25 protein-coding genes are annotated in these 23,421 nt (G+C 38.9%); 6 read left to right on the top strand and 19 right to left on the bottom strand.

Features of this window, described 5'->3' with window-relative positions:
- Positions 1-45 precede the first annotated feature (45 nt).
- The 12 genes from rplS to ispH all read right to left on the bottom strand — a co-directional run bounded on the left by rplS (position 46) and on the right by ispH (position 11,198).
- The gene (gene rplS / locus FTT88_RS11810; protein ID WP_078189351.1) at positions 46-417 is read right to left on the bottom strand and encodes a 50S ribosomal protein L19; all 372 of its coding nucleotides are present in this window, start codon (positions 415-417) and stop codon (positions 46-48) included.
- A 138-nt stretch (positions 418-555) separates the two neighbouring features.
- Positions 556-1,296, bottom strand: coding sequence for a tRNA (guanosine(37)-N1)-methyltransferase TrmD (gene trmD, locus FTT88_RS11805; protein WP_180105659.1), 741 nt, complete (start codon positions 1,294-1,296; stop codon positions 556-558).
- Between the two features lie 42 nt (positions 1,297-1,338).
- Positions 1,339-1,887, bottom strand: coding sequence for a ribosome maturation factor RimM (rimM, locus tag FTT88_RS11800; protein ID WP_078189353.1), 549 nt, complete (start codon positions 1,885-1,887; stop codon positions 1,339-1,341).
- Positions 1,888-1,904: 17 nt separating this feature from the next.
- Positions 1,905-2,162, bottom strand: a complete 258-nt coding sequence (rpsP, locus tag FTT88_RS11795) for a 30S ribosomal protein S16 (protein ID WP_078189354.1) — start codon at positions 2,160-2,162, stop codon at positions 1,905-1,907.
- 144 nt (positions 2,163-2,306) lie between these two features.
- Complete coding sequence (locus FTT88_RS11790; protein ID WP_180064839.1) at positions 2,307-2,765, bottom strand: type IV pilin protein; 459 nt, start codon at positions 2,763-2,765, stop codon at positions 2,307-2,309.
- Positions 2,759-3,295, bottom strand: coding sequence for a type IV pilin protein (locus FTT88_RS17465; RefSeq protein WP_373683437.1), 537 nt, complete (start codon positions 3,293-3,295; stop codon positions 2,759-2,761). The genes FTT88_RS11790 and FTT88_RS17465 overlap by 7 nt, the downstream gene beginning before the upstream one ends.
- Positions 3,296-3,301: 6 nt before the next feature.
- The gene (locus FTT88_RS11780; protein ID WP_218945764.1) at positions 3,302-7,234 is read right to left on the bottom strand and encodes a PilC/PilY family type IV pilus protein; all 3,933 of its coding nucleotides are present in this window, start codon (positions 7,232-7,234) and stop codon (positions 3,302-3,304) included.
- A 19-nt stretch (positions 7,235-7,253) separates the two neighbouring features.
- Positions 7,254-8,060 (bottom strand): PilX N-terminal domain-containing pilus assembly protein, encoded by an 807-nt coding sequence (locus tag FTT88_RS11775; protein ID WP_180105660.1) that lies wholly within the window; start codon positions 8,058-8,060, stop codon positions 7,254-7,256.
- Positions 8,053-9,018 carry a prepilin-type N-terminal cleavage/methylation domain-containing protein gene (locus tag FTT88_RS11770; RefSeq protein WP_180105685.1) on the bottom strand — a complete coding sequence of 322 codons (966 nt, stop codon included), beginning with the start codon at positions 9,016-9,018 and terminating at the stop codon, positions 8,053-8,055. Before FTT88_RS11770 ends, FTT88_RS11775 begins: the two co-directional genes overlap by 8 nt.
- Positions 9,018-9,536, bottom strand: a complete 519-nt coding sequence (pilV, locus tag FTT88_RS11765) for a type IV pilus modification protein PilV (RefSeq protein WP_180064842.1) — start codon at positions 9,534-9,536, stop codon at positions 9,018-9,020. Before pilV ends, FTT88_RS11770 begins: the two co-directional genes overlap by 1 nt.
- Entirely contained in the window at positions 9,536-10,084 is a 549-nt protein-coding gene (locus FTT88_RS11760; protein WP_180105661.1) for a Tfp pilus assembly protein FimT/FimU, read from the bottom strand. The genes pilV and FTT88_RS11760 overlap by 1 nt, the downstream gene beginning before the upstream one ends.
- Positions 10,085-10,247: 163 nt before the next feature.
- Entirely contained in the window at positions 10,248-11,198 is a 951-nt protein-coding gene (ispH, locus tag FTT88_RS11755) for a 4-hydroxy-3-methylbut-2-enyl diphosphate reductase (RefSeq protein WP_180105662.1), read from the bottom strand.
- A 133-nt stretch (positions 11,199-11,331) separates the two neighbouring features.
- On the opposite strand from ispH, the gene gmk reads away from it, so the two are divergent.
- The 6 genes from gmk (at position 11,332) to bfr (ending at position 16,209) form a co-directional block, all read left to right on the top strand.
- Positions 11,332-11,955, top strand: coding sequence for a guanylate kinase (gmk, locus tag FTT88_RS11750; RefSeq protein ID WP_078189363.1), 624 nt, complete (start codon positions 11,332-11,334; stop codon positions 11,953-11,955).
- A gap of 76 nt (positions 11,956-12,031) precedes the next feature.
- On the top strand, positions 12,032-12,313 hold the full coding sequence (gene rpoZ / locus FTT88_RS11745) for a DNA-directed RNA polymerase subunit omega (RefSeq protein WP_067762989.1): 282 nt from the start codon (positions 12,032-12,034) through the stop codon (positions 12,311-12,313).
- A 218-nt stretch (positions 12,314-12,531) separates the two neighbouring features.
- Positions 12,532-14,637 carry a bifunctional (p)ppGpp synthetase/guanosine-3',5'-bis(diphosphate) 3'-pyrophosphohydrolase gene (locus tag FTT88_RS11740; protein ID WP_180173937.1) on the top strand — a complete coding sequence of 702 codons (2,106 nt, stop codon included), beginning with the start codon at positions 12,532-12,534 and terminating at the stop codon, positions 14,635-14,637.
- 54 nt (positions 14,638-14,691) lie between these two features.
- Positions 14,692-15,075: a RidA family protein gene (locus tag FTT88_RS11735; RefSeq protein WP_078189365.1), complete on the top strand. Its 384-nt coding sequence runs from the start codon at positions 14,692-14,694 to the stop codon at positions 15,073-15,075.
- A gap of 217 nt (positions 15,076-15,292) precedes the next feature.
- On the top strand, positions 15,293-15,487 hold the full coding sequence (locus tag FTT88_RS11730) for a bacterioferritin-associated ferredoxin (protein ID WP_078192519.1): 195 nt from the start codon (positions 15,293-15,295) through the stop codon (positions 15,485-15,487).
- A gap of 257 nt (positions 15,488-15,744) precedes the next feature.
- Positions 15,745-16,209, top strand: coding sequence for a bacterioferritin (bfr, locus tag FTT88_RS11725; protein ID WP_180173936.1), 465 nt, complete (start codon positions 15,745-15,747; stop codon positions 16,207-16,209).
- Positions 16,210-16,264: 55 nt separating this feature from the next.
- Here bfr and FTT88_RS11720 read toward each other — a convergent pair whose 3' ends face one another.
- From FTT88_RS11720 to FTT88_RS11690, 7 genes are all read right to left on the bottom strand, one after another.
- The gene (locus tag FTT88_RS11720; protein WP_180173935.1) at positions 16,265-17,902 is read right to left on the bottom strand and encodes a PglL family O-oligosaccharyltransferase; all 1,638 of its coding nucleotides are present in this window, start codon (positions 17,900-17,902) and stop codon (positions 16,265-16,267) included.
- An 88-nt stretch (positions 17,903-17,990) separates the two neighbouring features.
- A complete protein-coding gene (locus FTT88_RS11715; RefSeq protein WP_180113003.1) occupies positions 17,991-19,004 on the bottom strand; it encodes a serine hydrolase in 1,014 nt (337 codons plus the stop codon).
- Between the two features lie 164 nt (positions 19,005-19,168).
- The gene (locus FTT88_RS11710; protein WP_180173934.1) at positions 19,169-19,708 is read right to left on the bottom strand and encodes a pilin; all 540 of its coding nucleotides are present in this window, start codon (positions 19,706-19,708) and stop codon (positions 19,169-19,171) included.
- Positions 19,709-19,911: 203 nt separating this feature from the next.
- Positions 19,912-20,472 carry a TPM domain-containing protein gene (locus tag FTT88_RS11705; RefSeq protein ID WP_180077108.1) on the bottom strand — a complete coding sequence of 187 codons (561 nt, stop codon included), beginning with the start codon at positions 20,470-20,472 and terminating at the stop codon, positions 19,912-19,914.
- Entirely contained in the window at positions 20,466-21,542 is a 1,077-nt protein-coding gene (locus FTT88_RS11700; protein WP_180173933.1) for a TPM domain-containing protein, read from the bottom strand. Before FTT88_RS11700 ends, FTT88_RS11705 begins: the two co-directional genes overlap by 7 nt.
- A 29-nt stretch (positions 21,543-21,571) precedes the next feature.
- Positions 21,572-22,162 (bottom strand): LemA family protein, encoded by a 591-nt coding sequence (locus FTT88_RS11695; protein WP_078189372.1) that lies wholly within the window; start codon positions 22,160-22,162, stop codon positions 21,572-21,574.
- Positions 22,163-22,323: 161 nt separating this feature from the next.
- Entirely contained in the window at positions 22,324-23,208 is an 885-nt protein-coding gene (locus FTT88_RS11690) for a metal-dependent hydrolase (protein ID WP_180113017.1), read from the bottom strand.
- Positions 23,209-23,421: the final 213 nt, after the last annotated feature.

Here is a 23,421-nt window from a genome sequence, read left to right as displayed (position 1 = left end):
AAAAATGCGCCAAAAGGCGCATTTTTTACAGCGTTGTAAAACAAATTATTTTGCTTTACGAGCTGGTAATTTTTCACGAATACGTGCAGCTTTACCAGACAATTCACGTAGGTAGTAAAGTTTAGCACGACGAACGTCACCTCGACGTTTCACTTCGATACCAGCAACGATTGGTGAGTGAGTTTGGAATACACGCTCAACACCGAAACCGCTAGAAATTTTACGTACTGTGAACGCAGAGTTCAAACCACGATTTTTCTTAGCAATTACAACACCTTCAAATGCCTGAAGACGTTCACGCTCACCTTCTTTTACTTTAACTTGAACAACTACTGTGTCACCAGGAGCAAAAGCAGGGATGTCTTGTTTCAACTGTGCATTTTCAACAGCTTGTACTAAAGGATGTTTACCGCTCATGGGGTATCTCCGATTATGCGAGTTAGAAGAGGTCTAATCATCGCTGGGGCTAGAGGCTAAAGCGCATAGACCCGATTGACTTTCCCTTTATGCTTGACCGCTTCAATGCATAAAGAGCCTAATATAAGATTTAAAAAATTAAACCTTGGAATCTTTTAGCCATTTCTTTTGCTGCTTGGTCAATTCAACTTTTTCAACCAACTCAGGTCGGCGTTCTAAAGTGCGTTGATATCGCTGCAAAAACCGCCATTTCTCAATATTGGCATGATGTCCTGATTTTAATACTTCAGGAACATCTAAACCTTCAAAATGGTCTGGCTTGGTATATTGTGGGCAATCTAAAAGACCATCCACAAATGAGTCTTGCACATGTGATTGTTCATCAGACATTGCACCCGGAAGTCTCCGAATCACACTATCCAATAAAACCATCGCAGGGAGTTCACCACCAGATAAAACGTAATCGCCTATTGACCATTCCTGATCAACATATTGTTGGATCAAACGCTCATCTACACCTTCATAACGACCACACAATACAATCAAACCATCATATTTGACGAAATCTTGTACCGCAGGTTCATTTAAGGTTTTTCCTTGCGGCGACATATACACCACAGGGACATGAACAGCACCCGCTTGCTTGGCAAGCTCTTTGGCATGATGAATTGCTTTCGCTAATGGCTCAGCCATCATCACCATACCTGGACCACCACCAAATGGACGTTCATCCACTCTTTTGTAGTTGCCCTCAGCAAATTCACGTGGATTGATACAATGAACTTGCACAATGTCACGTTTTGCTGCGCGCCCGCTAATACCGTAGGCTGTAATCGCTTCAAACATTTCAGGAAAAAGCGTAATGACTGCAAAAAACATCGCAGACTCCTCTATTTTCCTGCTGCGTCAATCCTTAAAGGATTAATAATCTACGCCCCAATTTACGTAGATACGACCAGCTTCGAGATCAACACGCTGTACCACATCTTTATGCCATGGAATCATTCGCTCTTCGCTATCGACGCTGTCAGCAGTAGCGCGAACTACCATCACGTCGTTAGCACCTGTTTCAAACAATTCGTGGATTTGACCGAGGTTGACTTCTTGTTCATCTTCACCCAGACCTAACACTGTTAAGCCCTTCAAATCTGACCAGTAGTACTCGTCCACGCCTGCTTGAGGCAGTTGCGATTTAGAGATCCAGATATTTGCGCCAACCAAGTTATCTGCCGCGGTACGATCACTCACACCTTTTAGCGAAACAACCAAGCCTTTGCCATGTGGTTTCCAACGTTTTACATCTACTGTTTGCCAACCTGCTTTGGTCTCAATGTACCAAGGGAGGTAGTCAAAAATATTGCTCATAGGTTCTGTATTGGAATAGACCCAGAGCCACCCATTTAATCCATATGCTGAACGTAGCTGTCCAATCTGAATACGATCTTCGGGAACATTCTGTGTTGGTGTCATGGGTAACCTACTACTAATTAAGCAGTAGCTGCAGCTTTCTTAGCTTCAGCAGCTAAAGAAGCAACACGTTCTGAAGGTTGAGCACCTTGTGAAACCCAGTGAGCAAAACGGTCAGCATCTAAACGAAGTTTTTCTGCTTTACCTTGAGCTGTAGGGTTGAAGAAACCAATACGTTCGATGAAACGACCGTCACGTGCATTACGGCTATCAGTCACAATGATTTGATAGAACGGACGTTTTTTAGCACCACCGCGTGCAAGACGAATAACAACCATGATAGAACCTTATAGTTTTTACGGATTATCCCTGTACCGACCATCGATACATTTCAAACCCCTTTCATAGAGGGCAATATTTTACGTGAAATTTGCCCTGAATGAAAGATCAAAAAGTGTTTATCCACAATTTTGAATTTGAGGTTATTTGCCGTCCCAATTAGAGGTAGCTGATGGGATACATGGTGTGCCAGAATTTTTGTCAGAGCCTTTAGTCCAACAACGCTCCCCTCGGGAGTTTAAAACCAGATGTCCATTACCCGATTGTTGCTGCCCATCTACTGGTGTCGCAGTTAAAACCCATGCATCGCCCGTCATTACTCCATTTTCAGAGGGAGTAATGACTAAATTATAAAGTGTCTGACCATTACGGGGTAAGATACTTGGAACGTTTAAATTAGCAATACTCACACCATTAAGACTGTAATTATTAACTTTAAAGTTAATTAAGTTTCTTGATACTTCCAATATTTCTGCTTGAGCTGCAACCCTTTTTGTCTTTTGTGTATATTCTTGGTAGCTAGGATATGCAAAAGCAGCTAAGACGCCAACAATAGCAACAGCTATCATTAATTCGACCAACGTAAAACCACGATTTACCATTGCTCAGCTCCATCACCACAACCCGTACGACTAACTAAATTTGCTTTATTTTTACACTTATTACCTTCGCTCGTAAGCAAAAAGTTAAAACTCTTATCTTTTACAAGTGAGTTAGACGAATTTTTCGTTACAACAATCGCCCAGTGTTGAGCTAAACCCAGCGTATCAGTATCAGGATCATTACAGGAAGCATCAACTAAAACTTGATTATTTGCACCATTATCAACCAAGTTTAATGTGAACTGCACATCTGCACCCACAGTATTAATTGGATAGTTAATAGCCGTTAAATTATCTACTGTACCACCATAGTAATCCTGTAAATCAAAGCATTTATAAGTAAAATTTTTTGCCTTATGCTTTTCCAGAAGAGTGGAAATTTTAAGCATCTCTTGTGTTACACCAGCCTCTGCTGCTCTACGAACGTAGGCTTGATAACTTGGAAAAGCTATAGCTGCAATAATAGAAATAATTATAATAACAACCATTAATTCTATTAATGTAAAACCACGATTAAAAATTATCTTCACGTGTTCCTACCTTTTCTCAAACCAACGTGTTGGATTTAGCACACGATTACATTGCCAAGTACCTATACCAGCAGTATTTGTAGATAAAGTAAAATTACCGCAACTGTTTCCAGAGCCGCTAGAATCTCCTTTGTTAGCCAATGCTAACCCCTGAATCCCTTTGCCAACAACATTTGAATTTTTGTATTCACCACCTACCAATTGAACTCTGAACCCAGATTTTTTTTCTTGAGCAGAGTCAATAGCTCCTGCTGTCGTTATGCAAACACCAAAAGGCAAACAGTACTGCTGGCGATCTGTTTCACCAATGACACGTGGTAAGCATGGATCTTGAGGACTAATACCAGTACCTTCTGGATCATACACAGGTATAAACAAATTATTTCCAATTGCAATCGGTTCCTCAAATGCTTTTAAACCACCAGATTGTCTAAATGTATTATTCGCCAATTCGCCTGCTTCTGTAGTATCCCAACTCCAAGACAGTGAGCGATACCATCCCTGCTTATGCGTTGTTGCATTAAAAAACTTGCTATAGATTGTTTCGTTACCAGAAATACTATTTTGTGGATTCTGAAGTAAATCAGCCAGTGTCAAGTCACGCGTCTTTAAGCGGTTCTTACTTGGTAAAGCTTCCTCTGTAGTAGCAGATGTATAATCGCCAGTAAGTGCTCTATTCGTGATCAAATCTTTATTAATAAAGTCCAAATCAAACAAACCATAAACTTTATTGGTCGGACGGTTTGCTAAAGCTACTAGTGGACTTAAACCATCTCGCCCTTTAACAGGAGCAACATCTAATGGCGTACTGCGATCTCCAGAAGCAGCACCAACCAAAATAAATGTTTTGCCATCCTCATCATGGATTGTCAAAGTCACTGGTTCATATAACCGTGGGTTATCACCATTCGTTATTGCTGCCCCTGCTGATGTAGTTGCTAAATTCGCCAATCTAACGGTACGAACACCGAAATTCGAATATGTGGTAGCACCACTAGATGTACTTTTGGTTTGATAGTTATCCATATCAACACGGAAAACCTGGCCACCTAAATCACCAAAGTACAAATGATCCACATAACCATCGCCGTCTCGGTCTAAAGTACTAATACGTGAAACAATACTATGTTTTAAATTAGGATTATTCGCATCAGAGCCAGTGTTACTTACCCAAAATAAACGCTTTCCAGTTTCAGCATCAACTACATAAACAGCATTACCTTTTGCCTCTGTTTTATTACAGGTATCAACAACATTTCCAGCAGGATCTTTTAGTTGATATTCTGAAGGATTAGCTACACCTAATTTAAAACGTGGATATTCATAACACGCATCATATCCACCGCCAACAACCATCGCCCGAGTCGGCACACCTTTATAACGAATATTAATTAATACAGGTTTAGACCAAGACTGCCCCATTCTAGTGTAATTTAATTGATCTGTTCCTATTCTAAATTTAAGCTTCGGCGCACTGGTATCGAGTACATCTAAGGCATAATAGCTAGACCCCCCCATTCTTAACCCGCCAAAAACATTCATTTTAGTTGCTTTAATCTGCGCATTTGGATAAGTCCCTTCTGTTCTGTATTCAGAATCAACTATCCATGGTGAATCAACTCCATGTGCAGGTGCTGGTGTACCTGAACCTGCTTTAACTAAAGCATTAGAAGAAATTTGGTTATTTAATATCTCTGTTGGCAAGAACACCATTTGTTCCTCACCAGTTGCTCCATCAACAATATGCAAACCACCTTCCATCGAACCATACAAAACAGATTGCTTACGTGGTTTTAATATTGTTTTGTCTGGAAGCTCAATATCACTTGTTGCCAACTCGCCTGACTCTGTTACAGTGCCTGAATATGTCATTTGTACTGGAAATGAATGAATAATTCCTCCCATTGAAAAATATGGAGAACCTTCATAACTCACTTCCGAATCTGACGGTATAGCTTCCAAAGCAGTGTCTACTTTAAAACCAATGTAATTTAATAGTTTTAATCTAAGTGCTATTGGAAAATCTTTTAGAATCTCTTGACTCTTAAAGCGATCTAAAATTGTACTTTTCGAACTGGTTGTTCCAGCTGATAATTTAGGTACCTGTAGCAGTGGTTGAGGTTCATCATAATCACCATTACTTTTTAAAGTAGATAAAGCCGTAACCTTACTAGCATCTGCACGTGCAGCATCTGTAAATACTTTTCTAGACTTTGCAGTGCTTGATGCAATTGGAACTGGCATCATTTCATAGGCGCCGCCTACGTTAATTGTTCCACCATCATTTTGAGTCCGCGCACCCCATAAATTTTTTGTTGCTGTTTCAAAATCACCTTTCGTATCAAAAATATTAGTTGTCCCATCAACCAACACGCCGTTTTTAAGACTATATTTTTTTAAGTTACCAACCCATGCCAATAAACTTGGCTGCGCAGGATTTGGCTCTAACATACGGAGGTAACCTACGTTTTGTAATCCATTCGGGTTCAACGCATCGACAGGTACAGAAATTGTTCCTGTCGGTAAAGGCGCTAATGGATCGGTTCCTAGATTATCGATAAAGTTTAAAACACTTGTTGTTATATCATTTGCAGAGTTTGCTGTATAAAATCCACCATTGCCGTAGCCTTCTACATGGTTTGCATATGCGGCCGTATTTTTAGTTAAACCATCTGCCTGATAGTGCGAGCACACATCTCCTTTCGGGTTGGACCCTAATCGGCAAGCATTCTTTACATCATCACTACTTAAGCTATTAAAACTACCACTATATCCAACAAAAGCTGTTTGGATTTTTACACCTGCTGGATTCACCCCAGAATATAATCGTTTAGCAAACTCTCCCATACACTTCCATGCACCACCAGAATCACCACCTGTTAATGGGTTAGAAAGATTCCCAGAATTCACATTACAAGAGAAATTTGGAACACTTGTATTTAGGAGTGGGTTCGCCATGGCATTGATCATTTGTTTTTCAGCATTTGCATCTGATGATGAATTAGGGACACCATCAGATAAAACATAGACCCCTTGTCCATCACACGTAACACGCTTATCTATGGCAGGCAGAGGCGAATTATAGTGTTGCACACCATCAGTCGTTATTTTTCCAACGGAATTCGCCATCCCAGAATATGATGAAGAGTTGGTAGGAACTGTTTGTTTAATTGTTCCATTTTTTATGAAATAGTAGCGAACACCATTATAGACCTCACTAAAATCAGAGCTTATTCTATCAAACTCACTACCGCTAATTTCTGTCCACTTATCACAACCATAGTAGTTATAACCATCAACGGTATCGATATTTGTTAAGTATTTATCACATTTATAATATCTATAACCATAACCCGACGCATAGGTTCTTGCAAGATTTTGATTATAAACAATTATATCTTTTTCTATATTATAATTATCAGTTCGCGTCCCCATCAAGTATGAAGCCGCTTCAGTATAACCATGTGCCGTTGGCGTTCCCCCAACAACAGATATAGCATTAACAGCTGCCAGCATATCGCGTCGCTGTTGTGAGTCAAACACCCCCTTTGTCTTAGTTGACGGACCTAACTTCTTCGCCTCCACTAAAATTTTACCCCTCATATATTGGGCGTCTGCGCTATTACTATTACCATCGCCAGGATATTTACCCAAACCAATCACTACATTTTCTAATTTCGGATCATTACTATTTAAAACTGCCCTCAACCCATCTTTTAGAGCTTCAATTCTTTTCGGATTCGAAGAAGTAACATTTGAATATTGGCCTGACATCCCCCAAGCCATACTACCTGAAACATCGACCATCATTACAATAGTTTTCTGCCCTGCAGTAGGCATTGCATAAATTTGCAAATCACTCGCCTGTGTGACACCACTGCACATCAGTGCTGTCAAAGAAGCACTAAGCACAGTCATTTGAATTTTTTTAAGTTGCATAATATATCTCCGACTTTGCTTAAGGTGCTTCTGTTTGGTTTAAAAATGCTGCCAAAGTAAACTCTTGTACCTGACTTACTACAGGAATATTGTATTCACTGAGACAATCTCTAAGCGTTTTTTTATTTGATAAATCTGGATTCAAGTTATCAGATATATAGGTTTTATTTGAAGATAAACAATTGGTTTGAACATCGTCCAAACTTACATTTGCATAAGCAGGTAAAAAAGCTGTCGTAGTTACTCGAATAGTATCCTGAGATATCAAATTTTTTGGTAAACCTGTCCCTTCACTTAAATTAGTACCCCTCACTAAATTATCGCCTGGACTTTTTGTGACATCTATTGATTTAGGAATAGTAATTGCTACCTGAGTAACCACGGCCTGTCTAGCACTACCAAAATCCCTTTTAATGTTGCAAAACCCAGAAACACCACTATTAACCAATCTAGCATCATCTCCACTATCATTCGCAGTAATAACTGATGTATCAGCATTTAATCCAAAAGCCCTATTATTGGTTGGCTTATAACAGAAAATAAATTCCTTATTTACACCTTTATCATCAATAGCTGCACCAACCGCTGTCGTATAACTAACAAGCCTACTTAAATCTGCAGTATTTAAATATTTATTTAATGGTGTATCTGCAGATTGACTAAGCAATTGGTTTATCTGCGCATTTGTTGCTACACCTAAAGAGGTAATCCCCATTTTAATAGCATAAGTTCCAACGACCATAATAATTAAAAGCAAAAAGAGAACTACTATTAAAGTTGCTCCTTTCTGTTTATTTTTTAGATTTATATTAGTTTGATTAATCATTATTTCGCCCCAAACCATTTCTAAGTGCTACTGTCGCAATATATAATTGTCGTGGAACTCTGTTCTCCTCAGTTGTATCAGTCAATGTACCTGATAGCTGAGGTATTGAAGAACCAAATAAATCATATATTTGAGCAGGATTAATATTTTGACTCGGCACTGAACTATCAGAACGAATTAATGTACTTAATTTCACTGCAACTAAACGCATATTGTTTTTTGTTTTAAATGTATCTATATCGTAATACGCCAAATTTCCAGTATCAGTCATCCCACCTAACAAAACTTTAAATTGATCAACTTTGGGAATAATAATTTGGGAATTAACACCCAATCCACTAATTTCTGTTGGGTTATTCTGTACTGGATTATCTTTTACAATCTCTTCAGTAGTACCATCCCCATTTGTTTTTTGTTCAGTAATAGTTGCTGGTGTTGGTGTATTAGCATCACAAACTAGTGATAAAAAGTTATTATCCTCTCTTAAAAAATATCGCTGAACAATCAAATCACCTGCTCTAACAGAAATACCCTCGCAATTGAACATTGTAGTAGGCGCAACAAATTGTATCGTCAATTGATCACTTTCAATATCTGACATATTTGATGGTCCATTAGTTTGACTAACAAGATTCTCTGCCGAAATAGTCGCACCAAGGTTCGCATTTAAATTAGATGCATTAGTCCCTGCAGTTAAAATTACTCCACCTCTAGGAGTATCTGATTTTATTTCATATTGATTACTATTTCCAAAATTCAACATTTGAATATCTTTAATAATATAATCAATACCAAACAAACCACTATCTTGTATCTGAGAGTTAGCTTCTTGCAATCTAGTTGTAATAAAACTCCCTAAAATAAGCTGAACGGCTGCAGCTGTTACAATTAATCCTAAAACCAATGCAATCATTAACTCTAACAATGTGAACCCTCGTTGCTTTTCATGAATAGTCATTAATAAACCTCCATCATCATGCAACTAGAACCAACTACATAAACACCAGCAGCGCTCATACATTGACTCGTATTTTGACGTATATCTGTGTCACCCCAAGCAGCAAAAATACAATTTCTGCGATCAGCCGCAGCAACACTTGTCGTACCCGGACAATTCTCCATACGCAAATGCAGTCCAAAATTACGTGCATTTGCTTGAGCTTGCTGAACATCATTTCTTGCCATTGCAGTTACATCACACCCAGTATTCGTTGGATTTATGCACGCTGTGGAAATTGTAGTAGGTATATCTTGATTAACTAAAGCCATGTATGAAGCTCTGCCTGCGTTGTTCGCTCGCATGCTTTCAGCAAGACCTTTTAATACAAAAATAGCATGTGATCTTTGTGCTGCTTCTGTTGATGCTTCAACTGCTTTTACTTGCAGTGCGGTATATCCAAGAACGCCAATAGATAGTAAGAGCAATGCCACTAAAACTTCCATCAGACCGACACCTTGTTGACTTTGACTTATCATCAACATTCCCCTTCTTCCATTGACTCAAATGCACCAATAATCGAAAATGTAATAATCTTTGCTTTTTTTAATTTTTCTGAGCATAAAGTTATTGTTCTAGGATAATTCTCTATCTGATCTTTTAATACACCATCCACTAAAATTTGATCAGAAACCCATTCTTTCTCACCATTTTGATTAGTTTTTTCTTTCATTTTTACAAAATTTCTTGGCAACATCATACCCTGTGGACTAAATATGATATTAGGTGGGGAGCTATATCCTTGTGGGATTTGCTCTAACTTAATATTGACATTATTAGATACCCAAAAAAAATTAGTTGGTGTTACAGTCGTACTACCATTTAATTGAACAACCGTATTCGTCCTAAGTAAAATAGCCTGACTACGCGCTTGGCTTAAGACCAAAACCAACTCTTTTGCATTTGCTTCTAAAGCTTTTTTATTGAGCAAATCCCCAAACGAAGGCGCAGCCATCATGGCAATAATTGCCATCACAGCAATCGTCACAATCAACTCAATTAATGTGAATCCTTTATTTTTCTGCATACTCCCCCCAAGGCGCGCCAAACTTTACCCTATTAAAAATAATATCTAATTAAATTACAAAACCAACACAAATAAGGATAAAAGGCATAAAAAAACAGATAATTGCCAAAAAGCAATTATCTGTCAATTCTTAAAAAATTCAGAATGTTAAATCATTAACACTTTATGCCTGAGTTACAGGTATACGTAACTCTTTTGGCAAACTAAATGTAATATTTTCTTCGCGGCCATCCAACTCTTGCGGTGCTTTTGCACCCCAATCTTGTAAGCGCTGAATCACTTGCTTAATTAAAATTTCAGGTGCCGATGCTCCTGCAGTTACACCAATTTTTGTGTGCTCATTAAACCAGTCTTGCTGCAACTGATCGGCATTGTCCACCAAATACGCATGCTTACCCATCCGTTCAGCCAATTCACGTAATCGGTTCGAGTTCGAAGAGTTCGGTGAACCCACAACCAAAACAACATCACATTGCTCAGCCAGATCACGTACGGCATCTTGGCGGTTTTGAGTGGCATAACAAATATCATCTTTACGCGGCCCCTGAATTTCAGGAAACTTCTGACGTAAGGCATCAATGACTTTTGCTGTGTCATCTATAGAAAGCGTTGTCTGAGTTACAAACGCTACTTTTTCAGGATGCACCACTTTTAGATCAGCAACATCTTGTTCATCTTCAACCAAATAAATCGAACCACCATTTTTGGTGTCATATTGACCCATTGTCCCTTCAACTTCTGGGTGACCTTCATGACCAATCAAAATCGCTTCCACACCTTCACGAGCGTACTTGGTCACTTCTATATGCACCTTGGTCACCAAAGGGCACGTCGCATCAAAAACTTTTAGCCCACGGCGTTCAGCTTCTTGTTGTACCGCTTTAGATACACCATGCGCACTGAAGATCACAATATTGTCATCAGGTACTTCATCCAGTTCATCCACAAATATCGCACCGCGTTGACGCAAGTCGTCCACCACAAATTTATTATGTACTACCTCATGACGCACATATATTGGGGGGTTAAAGCATTCCAGTGCACGGTTCACAATCGCGATGGCGCGATCAACACCTGCACAGAAACCGCGTGGATTAGCTAAAACAATTTCCATAGAATCCTCAATGCCCACTCAATTTTACGGGTATCACTTGAAATAAATGTAAACAATAGACGTCTGACTATTTTGTTTGGCGCGCGTCTGCTCTAAAATAGAGAAGATATTTTATCATATCAGGAAAAATATCATGTCGGGTCTCTTGTTTGTCGTTTCTGCTGCTTCGGGAACGGGCAAAACATCCCTCGTTAAAGCCCTGCTTGAACGTGTAAACAATTTACATGTCTCTGTTTCTCATACCACTCGTGGTCAGCGTCCTGGCGAATTAGACGGCGTACATTACCATTTTGCTAAAAAAGAAGACTTTCTATCTTTGGTAAATGAAGGCGGCTTCATTGAATATGCAGAAGTTTTTGGTAATTATTACGGTACTGCACAGCGCACTGTAAAAGAACAATTGGCCAAAGGTCATGACGTTTTACTTGAAATTGACTGGCAAGGTGCTGAACAGGTTCGTAAACTTTTTCCTGAATCTAGACAAATTTTTATTCTCCCTCCGAGTCAGTTCGATTTACGTCAACGCTTATCCAATCGTGGTACAGACTCTGTTGAAGTGATTGAACATCGCCTCAGCTGTGCCGTAGAAGATATGCAGCAATATGTTAATTTTGACTATGTCATTATTAATGATGACTTTAATAAAGCACTGCATGACTTAGAGTCTGTGATTATTGCCAATCGTCTTGTTTTAAAACAACAAGCCATGCGCCATGAAAAACTGATTGAGAAATTAATCACCCCTACGGAACAGTGATTAAAACTTGAGTCTATAGACAAAGCACCTTATACTGCACAGTCTGTTAAAAATTTATATTCAAACGAGAATTCTTATGGCACGCGTAACCGTTGAAGATTGTTTAGACCATGTAGACAACCGCTTTGAGCTTGTACTAGTGGCAAGCAAACGCGCGCGTCAATTGGCACGTCAAGGTATCGAACCTACTGTTGAGTGGGACAATGACAAACCAACCGTTGTTGCTCTTCGTGAAATCGCAGCGGGTCACGTTTCTAAAGACATTTTGAAACAACGTGAACAAGACTACCAAACTTCAAGTTTAGACCTTGCACTTTCTGCAAATAACCTAAACTTAGACGGTTTTTCTTTCCAATAAGATAAACCTGACCTTAAAAGCCTAGTTTTTAACTAGGCTTTTTTTATGGATTCTCTTTAATATTTTACTCAGAACAGTTATAACATAAGCTTAAGAAGTGCAAAGCAAGCGAAAAAGATTTTCATTTTTTTAAACTAAAAAATTGACAAGTCATGCGATATGCATTTCATTAAAGTATTAACCGTTTCATTTGTAAATCAGTAGTAAAAGGGTGTTCTATGCCAGGCCCAATGGTCAGCCAAGCCAAGCAACAGTTAAATGTGATAATCGACGCTTACCTTTCAGTAAGTGATGTCGAACGCGTGCTTGAAGCTTGCGACTATGCGGATATTGCCCATGATGGCATTACTCGTAAAAGTGGCGAACCCTATATCCTTCACCCGATTGCGGTGAGCTGTATTTTGGCGCATATGCGCCTTGATGCGGAAACTTTGATGGCCGCTTTACTGCATGATGTCATCGAAGATACTGAATTTACCAAACAAGATATTACTGAAAAATTTGGCCTGACCGTTGCTGAACTCGTCGACGGTGTCACCAAACTCAGCCATTCTAGTGATAAAGAATATAATAAAGCCGCATCCTTCCGTAAAATTCTGCAAGCCACCCTACAAGACCCACGTGTCATTATTATTAAACTTGCGGATCGTTATCACAATATGACCACACTGGGTGCTTTACGCCCTGACAAACGTGCTCGTATTGCCCAAGAAACCTTTGAAATTTTTGTGCCTATGGCACGTCTTGTCGGTATGAATGAAATGGCCGACAACCTTGAACATTTGTGTTATCAAAATCTCGACTTAGATATGTATAACAATGTTCAAGAAGCGTTATTGCAAACCAAACCGAAACGCTGCGAATACCAAACCAAGTGGGAAAACAACCTCACCGCCTTACTAGAACAGCACCATATTTCAGGTCGAATTAAAAAGAAAAATAATAATATTGAATTACTTCGCCACTTCGTAAAAAACGATATCGATCTGCAAGAGCTCACTCATAGTCATGCCTTTGAAATTATTTTACAAAGCATCGCAGACTGTGACCGACTTGCTGACATCCTCAAAGAAAGCTTTAAAGTCCTTAATTACGCCGATCATATCCGTCGCCCACTCCCAGGTGGCAACCAGTCACTGATGATGCGTTTAAAAGGTGAAAAGACCATTTTATCGCTGACCATCCAAACAGAGCTAATGCGTAAAGCGGCGCGGTTTGGTGTGGTCCTCGGTGAAAATGCACCGCAAGCTTGTCGTTCAGCGATCCAAGCCTCCATGCAAAATTTAAATGTGTTAGTCGATGGTGCATGCGCCAAGACCACATTTAGTGAATTACTCGATTATCTACATCAAGAAAAAATTTGGGTTTACACCCCACACGGTCATTTGCATGAACTCCCTCAGGGTGCCACAGCGGTTGATTTTGCTTATTCAGCAAGCTTATTTTTGGGCAACCATGCCGTTGGTGCGAAAATTGATGGGGAAACCAAGCCCCTTTCAACACCATTACTGAGTGGTCAAGTGATTGAAATTATCACTGATGTTCTTGCAACACCAAACCCTGACTGGCTAAGCTTTATTAATACCCAAAAAGCCCGTCGTGCATTACAAAATATCCTCCGTGACCAAGACCAAGATGAACAACGTTTAGTTGGTCAGCAAGCTTTAAATCGCGCATTAAAACTCTTTAACCGTTCTGTAAGTGATTTGACATTAGCGGATTGGGAAAATGTGCTGAATTGGCGTCATTTAAATGATAAAGAACAATTATTTGAACAGATTGCCGTGGGGGACTTACTACCTCAATTGGTTGCCAATCATTTATATGCTCAAGACACCATTCAGACTTCAAACTCTGCACGCTTGATCTTGGGCACAGATGGTGTCGACGTTAAATATGCGCACTGCTGTAACCCGGTTTTAGGCGATCCAATTCAAGGTCATTTATCGCGTCGTGGTTTGATTGTGCACCGTTCACGTTGTCATAATTTATTGCATGAACAACATTTACATCCTGAAAATATCATGCCTTTACACTGGACTACAGAAGACAGTGAGGACATTAGTTTTACAGCCTATTTATGCTTAAATATGCTGTTAAATGATGAACAAATTTCAGAGCTGATCTATCTATGCCGTAAAGAAAAAGTCGGTGTAGAAACTGTCCGTTCACATGAAGAAAAAACCTATGTGAATATTGTTGTACACAATCGTAAACAAATTGCCGAAATTATCCGTAATTTAAGAATGCATTTTGGCTTCCCACGCATCAGTCGTTTGGCACAACCTGTTGCCATTGCTGAGCCTGCGAAAGTTGCCAGCTAACCTGACACCGCATTTTTATATATGTTGTGTCTGTGATGATAATAGGAGAAATAGATGTCCCGCCAGGTAATCCATACTGAAAATGCACCCGCTGCAATTGGTACTTACTCACAAGCCATTTTAGTGGGCGACACTTTGTATTTATCAGGTCAAATTGGCTTAGATCCATATAGCATGGAGCTGGTAGAAGGCATTGAAGCTCAAATTCGCCGTGTATTCGACAACTTAAAAGCGGTATGTGAAGCGGCAGGTGGTACGCTAGCCGATATCGCCAAGCTGAATATTTTCCTCACTGACCTTTCTAACTTCCAATTGGTCAACCAAATTATGGGCGAATACTTTGCTCAACCCTACCCTGCACGTGCTGCACTCGGTGTAGCCAGCCTACCAAAAGGTGCACTAGTTGAAATGGATGGCGTGGTTATTATTAATCAATAAGTTAGAAAACACCGATTAAGCCTTTCACGAAATATCTCATACTAAAAGAACAGAAGCCTCATAAGGAAATCTGAGCATCACTCAGATTTCCGCTTAAATGACATTTTTTATTCAAAAACCCAATCATCATAAAAGTTTTTTCAAATGATTTTTATTGACAAACGATAATAATTATCAATAATATTACTTATCCCATTTATTCACTTGGTTTGATTTCATGTACGTTTGTTTGTGCCGTGGTATTACTGATCAAGACATTAAAGATGCAATTGCCAATGGCGCAGAAAGCTATCGTGAAGTTCGCGATATGCTTGATTTAGGCACCTGTTGTGGTCGCTGTGCTCCTGAAGCACGTATGATCATCAGTGATGAAGTTGCGCAAATTGCAGCCCGTATCGCAATTGCTGCATAAACCAAGCTTTTAAATTTCCTCAACAATCATAATTATAAAACCAATGGTCTCAGACCATTCCTCCTCCCCCGCTTCTGACTCTAAGCGGGTTTTTATTTATTAAAACCCTGAAAATTAGCGCCTTGTTTTGATTGTGATTTTCATTTGCTGTTCTATAAAACACTCGCTAAATTGCACTTTGTTGTTTAAGATATTTCTATTCTAATATCGAATTTATATTGCTTAGTTCGAGCTTTATTGCAGTTAAGGAGTCAGACATGAAAGGCAATCGTGATGTAATTAATCAGTTAAATCAGGTGCTTTATCATCATTTAACTGCAATTAACCAATATTTTCTTCATTCACGTATGTTTAACGATTGGGGCATTGAGCAACTGGGTTCTGCGGAATATAAAGAATCAATTCGTCAAATGAAGCATGCCGATAAAATTATTGAGCGCATTTTGTTTTTAGAAGGCCTGCCTAATTTGCAGCACCTCGGTAAACTATATATCGGCCAGCATACCGTTGAAGTTTTAAATTGTGATGTGCGTAAAGTCAAAGAGAACATCGAAGCCATTCAAGCTGCGGTTAAGCTAGCAGAAGAGCAGCTAGATTATGTCACTCGAGATCTGGCTCAAGAAATCTTAGAAAAAGAAGAAGAATATTTAGATTGGACAACGACTCAGCTTGATCTAATTCAAAGTGTAACTATTGAAAACTATATTCAAAGCCAGCTTTGATTTCTTAAAGACATAAAAAAGCCATCATGATGATGGCTTTTTTATTGAGCTGAAACTATTTCGGCATATCTTTAATAACTTCATCATAGTTCAGTTCAGTTTTTTGAATCGTATTCAAACGCCAGAGCTGGTGATGTGCCTCTTTAATATAACCATTATAGGCCAGTAAACGAATATATTTTAGCAAGTTGTATTTAGTTGGATAACTCACCACCAATTTTTCATGTTGATGGATTTCGTCCTGACTTATCTTGGTATAAGGATCTACCCGGATCCAGTCAATACGATGATTAAATTCCGTCAATAAGAAAATTGGTTTTTGATTGGTGATTTTTTCGGGTTGCTGTTCATAGCGAATGCTCTGACCGAGTTTTGGCACAGCAGTATCATAATCCCGGTAAATGACTGCAATTAAAATAACACCTGTAATGAAGATTAATTTCATCAACCATGCTGGCATGACAAGCTGCTTAACCATATCAGCTCGCTGCGCCAGTACTGTACCGATAATAAAACCCACTGGTAACAAGAAATAGGCATAATGCTGTGGGAACTCAAACATGGCATGAGTGACAAAAGCACCAATCATTAATATATCAATGACAGACTCGGGGGTTTTCACCCATCGCTGCATTTGATAGCCCAAGTAGCCGAAATAAGCTAAGAATGGGACACCAATCACTACCCCGTTCCAGATCAGGAAATCGATAATAAAATTATGTGCGCTACGAATCCAGACCGGACCTTGAACCGTATCCGTTATTGAGACAAAAGCAACACTGGTTTGATACCAGCCATAGCCAAACCATGGCTGGGCCTGAATCGCGGCCAACATTTGCTGCCAGATGGCAAGTCGTGACATATCCCCTGTGGCACGTGACACCAACTCACGACTACGGATCACCTCTGCATCTGTCATCTGTGCAATCAGTAGACTCAATACAGGGAACAACCAGATAAAGACAATAAATAGGAATAGCAAGAGACTGCTGTAATACCATTTCAGGCGAATAATGCCTTTATATTGATAAATGGCAAGATAAATCATGATGACTATGGCAGCTACCCACGAGGTACGGGATTGGCTAAGCGCGATGCCCATAATGATCGGTAATGCGCAAGTCATTAACCACTTTGTTTGAATCTTTTTCTTTTCATAAAGATATAGGCAACTCATCAGCGACATAAGTAAAAACGTCGCCATATTATTTGGCTGGGCAAAATTGGCATAGGGACGTTGAGTACCACTGATATTCACCATGCCTGGCAAGACTGAATCCAGATTTATCCACTGACATAGAGCAATTAAGCCTGTAATGGTGCCTGACACCAAGAATACATAGCTTAAATGGGTAAAGGTTTCTTCTCGGCTATTGTTTCCTGTAGAAAAATTATAGCCAAGTACACTTGCCAGCCAAAAGCTAAAAACAAAAATAAAGCCTATCATGGCAGTGCTAAAGAAAAATACCTGTCCTGTCAGAAAATGTATCAGTGGTACACAGGCGAGTAGCAATAATGGCAGACTGAGAGCTGGAATTTTGAGTTTTTCTTTGAGGCAAATTGCAGCTAAAGCAAATAGTGCAAAAAAGGCATATAGCTCACCCGTATATGTCACCCAAGGCCGATAGTGTACAGGCATCAGCCAAGCAAGGGAGATTAGAATTGCTGCGACGAGTGCGAGCGTGAATTTCATAAGAACTTCAGGAAAAGGAAATTTTGCACATCATAATCAAAAATAAAATCTTACTAAACCAATAGAATTAATTTAAAATGATTAAAAATTAATCTATCAACTCATCCATTATTTTATATTTAATTTGACTTCTCTGAATATGAGAATCTAACTTACCCGAAGAGCTACCAAACCAAACAATAAAATCACCTTTTTCATTATAGATTACCCAAGATATAGAAGAAGGCATGTATCCTTGTTTTATAAGAAATTTTTTATCTTTATACTTTATAAAATTAAATCCTGTGTTTTGACAAATTTCATTCTCTATACATAAATCTTTTTTCAAGTTTTCCTCTAAATTAAAAAAATTTTTGGTTGAAATTTTCTTTAATTGATTAGCGAAATTTATTCCTGAAGTTATTATACCCGCAGAAAATGCTAAACCTTTATAATCAAATGTTTTAAGATCCTCTTCTGCCCATTCCTTAGAATAACGAAAGTCATAATTCACTTCATTTTTAATTTTATATGGCGCAGCAATATAGAAATCATACACAGTAAATATTTGTTCTATTTTTTTGTTGCGTTTATTTTCTAATAACCAACCAAGCAAACATGTATTACGGTTATCATATGCATAATAGCGCCCTGGTTTAAAGTCTAACTTTTGTTCTGCTAGCTTATTGATTTCATTTATACACCAAGGAGTTTTTCCTTGTTCCATTACAACATCCAAGCTTTTACCACGATCAAAACCAGATTTATGAGATAAAAGATCTTTTAAAGTAATATCTAGAACTCTTTTATCCTTTACTTTATTAGGAAAATTTAAGATATAATTTACAAAAGGCTCTTTTAAATTAATTTGGGATTTATCAGCTAATTTTAAGATCTCATATGAGGTAAAAATTTTTGTGAGGCTTGCAATTCTAAAATGAGTATTTTCAGTAATTTTTTCCGAAATGTAGGGGAATTTCTGCCAACCTGTAGCGCAAGAATTTAAGTGACCTTTTTTATAGATAATCAACTGATTTCTAAGAGATCCAAAGTCTTTTATTATATATTCTAGAACTTTTTGATTTATATTTTTATCAGAACATTGAATATGCTTAGAGGTCAAATAACTTTCTATCGGATAAATTTTTTTTTGGAGATAAAAAGAATTTTTCCAAATAAAATTAATAAGATATATTTGGCTAAATAAAAAAATTAGTATAAAAATTATTATTTTCATATTATAAAAATGAGGCAAAAAAGATTAATTTCTTTCTTGCCTCTAGATAATTAACCAGCTGTTACTGTGGTTAATGTTTCTTTTACACAACCATTCGGAATAAATTTAGTTTCCTCAATGTCTGTCTGACATTTCCAAGAACCGCCATCCGCATTTGTTGCACGAGTCCATTGAACGCTTTTACCACGAATTGCACCACTCGCACTATTACCAAAAGTACCTTTAATAGATACAGCACCTGTACTAAAGTTTGCAACAATTACAGCCTGCTTATTATCTGCTGTTCCAGTAGGCATAGTAATAGTAGAAGGAGTAGAAGGAGTAGAAGGAGTAGAAGGAGTAGAAGGAGTAGAAGGAGTATCCTCACCTAATAAACTAGACTGAGGTACACTAAAGGTACATTCTGTACCATCTGTTAAACATAAATCAACTAGAGTACGTAAATTACCTAATTCACCTGTAACACGTGTAACTTGAGACTTAGTTACATAATTTTGGTATTGCGGAATCGCAATCGCAGCAAGAATACCGATAATCGCAACAACGATCATTAATTCGATAAGAGTAAAACCCTTTTGAACTGATTTCATAACATTCTCCACAAATGTTTTTTAATTTAATTATTTAATAAAGCTATGTAGCTTGTTTTATAAATAGCACAGAGCGTGCCAAGATTTATTATAATAAAATTGACAGAAAAAACAGCACTTTAAGAAAATATTTTTATTTTTGTAAATATTGTGTCTCTTTTTGTGTAAAAAAGTGACGATTTGTGTCACTTTCCTACGCTTTATTACCTCAAAATAATTGGTGTATTGCTCAGTTCATTGGCACGGTCTACAGACTTACCTGCATAAAACTCATCCATGACATTTCCGATCTCTTTTACACCCTCTGTCATGGCAGTCCTATACATCTCTTTTTGCATGTGTTGAATGATCCTTTGGCAAATTCCATCCCAAATATTTTGCTCTGTTGCATTTTTAATGCCGCGATCAATCACAATTTCAACCTGACGTTCACACAGGTTTAAATACAGTAAAACACCACTATTAAATTCCGTATCCCACACACCCAGTTCCGCAAAGAGCTGTTCAGCACGTGCACGAGTATTCTGATAATAAGCTTGGTTTGAAGGAATATGCCCTTCGATCACCACTTGTATTTCACCTACATGTCCATGCTCTGCTGCTGTGACTGCTTGCGCAATGGCCTGCTGATCTTGCTTATTAAAAAAACGGTTTGCCGCAGGCATATAAAAGAAGTGCTTCAACCAGCGTTTAAAACTTGGTTGTTGTATTTCCTGTGTTTTAGGACAGGTGACAATTTCTGTTGTTTCTGTTTTCGTTACCATGAACCTGATGCTCCCCCTCCGCCAAAACCACCACCGCCTCCGCTATAGCCTCCGCCACCAAAGCCACCAAAGCCACCACCTCCGCTACGGCCTCCACCACCCCCACCACCGGCAAGGAACATTTGAAAAATGGTTTGAGCAATAGCAGTGATGAGTAGAAAGAATATTGCCCCACCCATCAACAGACTGGTGAGTAGACCTGCACCATTGACCAAACCCGCAACGGTCCCGGCAACAGCTGCAGTTGACGCACTTAAGCGCTTACCCACAATAAAGGATGCAAAAATACCAATCACCAAAATAATGAGAACCGTTGTAAACGTTTTCTCTTTGGCTTGTTGCTCGTGTAAGGCTTGTTCTTGGCGTTCTTTTAACTCTTGGGCTGCTTGAGCTGCAACTTCAGGGTCTTGATTTAAAATTTGGGTTATTTCTGTTAAGCCAGCATCAATGCCTTGAGCATACTGTGCTTGTTTAAAATACGGAGTGATTTGATTACGAATAATGCGACTAACGATGATATCAGGCATGATTCCTTCCAGCCCATAACCCGTCAGGATTTGAATTCTGTGATCATTCACAGCAATCGCCATCAATATCCCGTTGTCACGTTTTGCTGAACCGAGTTGCCATTTTTCTGCAACACGCATGGCATAATCAAAAATATCTTCTTGACCTGTGGTTGGCACAATCACGACGCCAATTTGTGCCTTGCCTTGTTCGTGTAACTGTAAAATTTTCTGGCTAATGGCTTGCTTTTCAGCAGCGGAAAGTAAGTTTGCCTGATCAACCACCGGCTCATTCAGTGTTGGCAAGCCACGAATCGACTCGCCATCTGCCATATCATTAGCGATATTCGGCTGCTGAATTTTGATTTCAGGCTGTGCTGTTGTATCTTTTTGCGTAGCTGACTGCTGATCTTTTAATATTTTACCGACAACAACTGTTTCAGCATCTACATCTGTAGCGGTGGCAGTTTCTGCATGTGTGAAACCCACCACACACAATAAGCATGCTAAAACCATGCGCTGCAGCCACAACAAACCTGTATGTTTTAGCTCAAAATCCACCATCAGCCCACCTCACAATGCAGTGATGCCAATTAATTAAAATCAACTTTCGGTGCAGTTTGTGCACTTTGCTCTGCGCTAAAGTTAGGCTTGGTATCCATACCGATAACTTTAGCTGTCATCACTTGCGGGAACTGGCGTGCATAGCCATTAAAGTCTTGTACCGTAGTAATGTAGCGATTACGTGCGACAGCGATGCGGTTTTCAGTGCCTTCTAACTGAACTTGTAAATCACGGAATTGCTCATTGGCTTTTAAGTCTGGATAATTTTCCGAGACTGCAATTAAACGAGAAAGTGCGCTGGTCATCTGCGCTTGAGCTTCTTGATATTTTTGGAACAGTGCTGGATCTTCCAAAACTTCCTTATCCACTTTTAAGCCCGCAACATTGGCACGTGCTTGAGTCACTTCTGTCAGTACTTGTTCCTCATGTTTCGCGTAACCTTTAACCACGTTGACAAGATTAGGTACCAAATCTGCACGGCGTTGATATTGGTTTTGCACCTCAGACCATGCTGCTGTAACGGCTTCGTCTTTGACTTGTAATGTGTTATAGCCACAACCACTCAGGGTCAACGTACTGACTAATGCGATTGCGAGCATGCTTTTTTTCATTGAATTCATAACCCTTAACCTCAAGTATTTATTTGTAATTGTTTAAATAAATTCATTCTAACCTTATTTTTCGAATGAATTATGTATTTTCTTTGTGATTAAACTGATCTACTCGAAAAATATTTAGCATTAAAAAAAGCCCACAACTCGGGCTTTTTTAACATTTTGAATTAACTATACAATTGCGGTGTAATTTCAGTCTGAAAACTTTCCATTTGATATTCATCAGCAAGGCGTTCTTTCCAATATTTCACGATCTGACTGTAATCAATTTCGCTCGGATGGAATTCTGCTTTGTAATATGACAAATATTCAGGCGCCAATTGAATAAACATTTTTGCCAATAAATACGCCCCGAAAATATTTCCGCCTATCTTCGGTAAACTTTTTTTCTTATCCTGCATAAATAGCTTCGTTGCAGAATAAAACGTGAGACTTGCAAAACCCGTGGTCACACTGCGCATAATCATGCGACGTATTTTGTCATCACCATAGACATGTTGATATACATCGAATGCCACTGCGCGATGCTCAATCTCTTCAATTGCATGCCACACCCAAAGTTTCACTGCATCATCATCTAAAGTACTCAGCACTTCAGGATGTCTTAAAATATAGCCGCCAAGCAAAGCGGTAAAATGTTCAAAAGCACAGGTGATTGCAAGTTGAATCTTTGGATGTAAGTTTTTTACATAGCTGTCTTTACGTGCCAGCCATGCTTGGAAACGATCTAAATTATAGTTTTCACTGCGCCAAGCATCGTTAAATTCAGCATGGGCTTTGGAATGCATCGCTTCTTGCCCAATAAATGCTGCGATCTCTGCTTGCAATTTTTCATCACTGACTTTATCCCGTACATTGCGCACGCTATACACAAAGAATTGCTCACCAATGGGAAAGGTCGATGACAATGCCGTCAACAAATGCGACATCACCGGTGAGTTGGCAAAATAATGCCGGCGAATCGCTTTAGGATTGAATTGTGCTCGACGTACCGTAATGCCAATGGCTTTAGGACGATTTAGATATGTTTTTTGTGTCGTCACTTGCGTCATGGTCGCTTCCTAAGATTTGGATCATGATCGCAGTATGTAATTCCTAAGCTCTTTCACACATGGCAAAATGTGCTAGCACATTTGCATATAGCCAAATCCTAAAAACTATAGAACAATAGAGATATGGGATATTCAAAAGATTTTAAAGACAAAGTCATAGAAATTATGATTCGAGATGAAATGTCTGTGCGAAAAGCAGCACAGCATTTTAAC

It is taken from the genome of Acinetobacter sp. YH01024, from assembly GCF_013420195.1.
Classification (GTDB): domain Bacteria; phylum Pseudomonadota; class Gammaproteobacteria; order Pseudomonadales; family Moraxellaceae; genus Acinetobacter; species Acinetobacter amyesii.
Note: the sequence above shows the minus strand (reverse complement) of the source record. Positions and strands in the feature narration are given on the sequence as shown.